The organism is Desulfosarcina sp. (assembly GCF_033791525.1).
Classification (GTDB): Bacteria; Desulfobacterota; Desulfobacteria; order Desulfobacterales; family Desulfosarcinaceae; genus Desulfosarcina.
In genome coordinates, this window is the sequence record NZ_JASJGN010000359.1 from 1 (window position 1) to 3,137 (window position 3,137).

Annotated in this window: 4 protein-coding genes; 3 read left to right on the forward strand and 1 reads right to left on the reverse strand. The window is 57.4% G+C overall.

Annotated features, from left to right (window positions below; all coding sequences use genetic code 11):
* The 3 genes from QNK41_RS17685 to QNK41_RS17695 form a co-directional block, all read left to right on the forward strand.
* Window positions 1–401, forward strand: a 401-nt coding sequence (locus QNK41_RS17685; protein ID WP_319259465.1) for a universal stress protein, incomplete at its 5' end; no start/stop codon positions are given.
* A 40-nt stretch (window positions 402–441) separates the two neighbouring features.
* Window positions 442–870: a response regulator gene (locus QNK41_RS17690; RefSeq protein WP_319259468.1), complete on the forward strand. Its 429-nt coding sequence runs from the start codon at window positions 442–444 to the stop codon at window positions 868–870.
* A gap of 2 nt (window positions 871–872) precedes the next feature.
* Window positions 873–2,816, forward strand: a complete 1,944-nt coding sequence (locus QNK41_RS17695; protein WP_319259470.1) for a response regulator — start codon at window positions 873–875, stop codon at window positions 2,814–2,816.
* 12 nt (window positions 2,817–2,828) lie between these two features.
* Here the strand turns inward: QNK41_RS17695 and QNK41_RS17700 are convergent.
* Window positions 2,829–3,137, reverse strand: a 309-nt coding sequence (locus QNK41_RS17700; RefSeq protein WP_319259473.1) for a 4Fe-4S dicluster domain-containing protein, incomplete at its 5' end; no start/stop codon positions are given.

The window sequence follows — 3,137 nt, forward strand, 5'->3', positions numbered from 1 at the left end:
CCTTCCTCTGGGCCGCGCGGCTGGCCAAGGAGGTCAACGCGCGACTGCACATTTTTCATGCCGTGGATATTCACGCATCCGAACCGGGAAAAGTAAAAGGACAGGCGGAAATCGAAGCGCACATCGAAGCGGCACGTAAAAAAATAGATGCCAAATACCTCTCGCAACTCAAAGGGTTCGACAATTATGAAATCGGCATCCGGGAGGGGACGCCTTACGTGGAAATTCTCAAATTCGCCCGTGAAAAACAGGCCGACCTGATCGTCATGGCCCATCATACCCGGGAGATCGATCCGGAACTGGCCCTGCTAGGCTCCACCGTGGAGCAGGTGGTTCTGCGATCTTCCTGCCCGGTAGGCAGTGTCAATCATCCGGACAAGGCTCAGGAGGCACCGGCCTGAAAAAACTGCCTATCCGATGCATTTTCAAAGCGATACGTCCATGACACCACCAGAACCGGAATCCTGCAGGGGAACTATTCTCATCGTCGACGATTCCATGGACATGCGGGTGTTCATTTCCGCCTTGTTCAAAACCAACGGATACAATGCCGAAACCTGCCGCGACGGGTCAGCCGGCCTGGCAAAAGCCCGGGAAATCACTCCCGACCTGATCATACTGGACGTGATGATGCCGGGGACCGGCGGCGCACTGATGTACAAAAGCCTCAAAACGGACCGCAGGCTGCAGCACATTCCCATCATCATGCTGTCGGCCGTGGGGCAGCGGTCTTTCCAGCACTATCTGAAGATGCTCAACATCAAACTGGTGGAGCCCCTTCCCGATCCGGACGCTTACCTGGAAAAACCGCCCGATGCTCAGTGCCTGCTTGACACGGCGGTTGGGCTCATGACTTTAGGAAAAGGGTAGAAATGGAAGAGAAAATCCTGCTGGTCGATGATGAGGAAGGCATCCGGAAAGTGCTGGGTATCTCCCTCATGGACATCGGCTACCAGGTATTTACCGCGCAAAACGGCAAGGAGGCCTTGGCGGTTTTCCGGCAGCACAGCCCTCCCATCGTTCTCACCGACATCAAGATGCCCGTCATGGACGGCATCGACCTGCTCCAGCAGATCAAGGCGGAAAGCCCGGACACGGAAGTGATCATGCTCACCGGCCACGGAGACATGGATCTGGCCATCAAGTGCCTGAAGCTGGAGGCCACCGACTTCATCACCAAACCCATCAACGACGATATCCTGGAAATTGCCCTGAAGCGGGCCAACGATCGCATCAGCATGCGCACGCAGCTGCGGGCCTATACCGAAAATCTGGAAAACCTGGTGCGCGAACAGACCGCCCGGCTGATGAAAACCGAACGGCTGGCGGCCGTGGGTCAGGCCGTTGAGGGCATGTCTTCAGCACTTCGCGGCATTGCCGGCGATCTGGATGCCGGCATCAACTGTTTCAACGAACTCCCCTGCTTCGTCGCCATCCACAACCGCCACCAGGAGATCATCGCCATCAATCCACTCTATCGGGAGCGGTTGGGAGACCACGTCGGCCAAGCCAGCGGAGCTGCATATCCACCGGACAGTGTGGAAGCCTCGCCGGTAAAAGAGACCTTTACCACCGGAACGGGCATGCGCCGTCGGGTCACCGTGGTATATGCCGACGGCACCCGGGGGCCGGTGATGGTCCACACCGCTCCCATCCGCGACAGCCAAGGCGCTGTGGAGCTGGTGGTGGAGATCGGAGCCGACATCGGCGAAGTCCGCAAGCTGCAGGAACGACTCCAGGCCACCCAGCAACGCTACCAGCAACTCTTCGACGAAGCCCCCTGCTATATTACCGTGCAGGCTCCCGACCTGACCATCAGGGCGGCCAACCGCCGCTTTCAGGAGGACTTCAACCTATCTGTGGGCGCACGCTGCCACAACATATACAAAGACCGGGACGATGCCTGCCCCGACTGCCCGGTGGCCAAAACATTTAGCGACGGCCAATCCCACCAGTGCGAGATGGAGGTAACCTCGAAACGCGGGGAGAACTACCGGGTGCTCATCCAGACCGCGCCCATCCGCGACCTGGCAGGCAACATCACCCGTGTCATGGAAATGTCAACCAACATCACCCGCACCCGCCGGCTCGAGGACCAGCTGGCATCGCTGGGGCTGATGATCGGATCGGTCTCCCACGGCATCAAGGGGCTGCTCACCGGCCTGGACGGCGGCATGTATCTTCTGGACTCAGGATTTAAAAAGGAGAATCAGGAACAGATCCGTGAAGGGTGGGATACCGTGCGCTTCATGGTTGGGCGCATCCGGGACATGGTGCTGGACATCCTCTACTACGCCAGGGAAAAGGACCTGAAATGGGAAACGGTGGACGTTCTCGGTTTTGCCGAGGAGGTACTGAAAACCGTGGGACCCAAAATTAAAGGACAGGATATCACACTAACCCACCGTTTCGACCCCGCCATCGGCCGGTTCGAGGTGGATGCAGGCATCGTTCGCAGCGCCCTGACCAATATCATCGAGAATGCCGTGGAAGCCTGCCGGTTGGACCGGTCGGGCCGGTCTCACGAGATCTGTTTTGAAGTCACCCAGGATGCGGGCTACATCTATCTGAATGTGTTGGACAACGGCATCGGCATGGAAGAAGCGATCCGGGCCAATGTTTTCACCCCCTTTTTCTCTTCTAAGGGCGAACGCGGCACCGGCCTGGGGCTGTTTATCTCCAACCGGATCCTCAGCCAGCATGGCGGCGGAATTTCACTTCAATCAGAACCGAACACGGGGTCCCGCTTTTCCATCAAGATTCCCAAAAAAGCCACCCCTCCCTCCCTTCATTCTGATACACCACCGTCCTATTGACTTTTTCTACAATCAGAAAAAAATCTGCGTATGCGGCATTTCATTATACTTCTCCACCCGACCGCGGATCATGGATTCAATTTTTCCAAGCGGGACAGACGAATTAATGGCATCTTCCGGGCATTCACGAACACACTTGAAGCAATCGAAGCAACGCGCGTTGAACACCGGGCCTGGGTCCAGGGCCACGGCCCCTACCGGGCACACCGCCTCGCAGGTCCCACACTGGGTGCACCGATCGTCATCAATGGTCTTGGGAATGATCCTCCAGGGCTGATCCATCTTTTTCTTAAAATCGGCGCTGATCGCTTGCGGCTGGTA

Coding starts and splice junctions, on each gene's coding strand:
- QNK41_RS17690 (WP_319259468.1), top strand. CDS start 442: ATGACACCACCAGAACCGGAATCCTGCAGGGGAACTATTCTCATCGTC.
- QNK41_RS17695 (WP_319259470.1), top strand. CDS start 873: ATGGAAGAGAAAATCCTGCTGGTCGATGATGAGGAAGGCATCCGGAAA.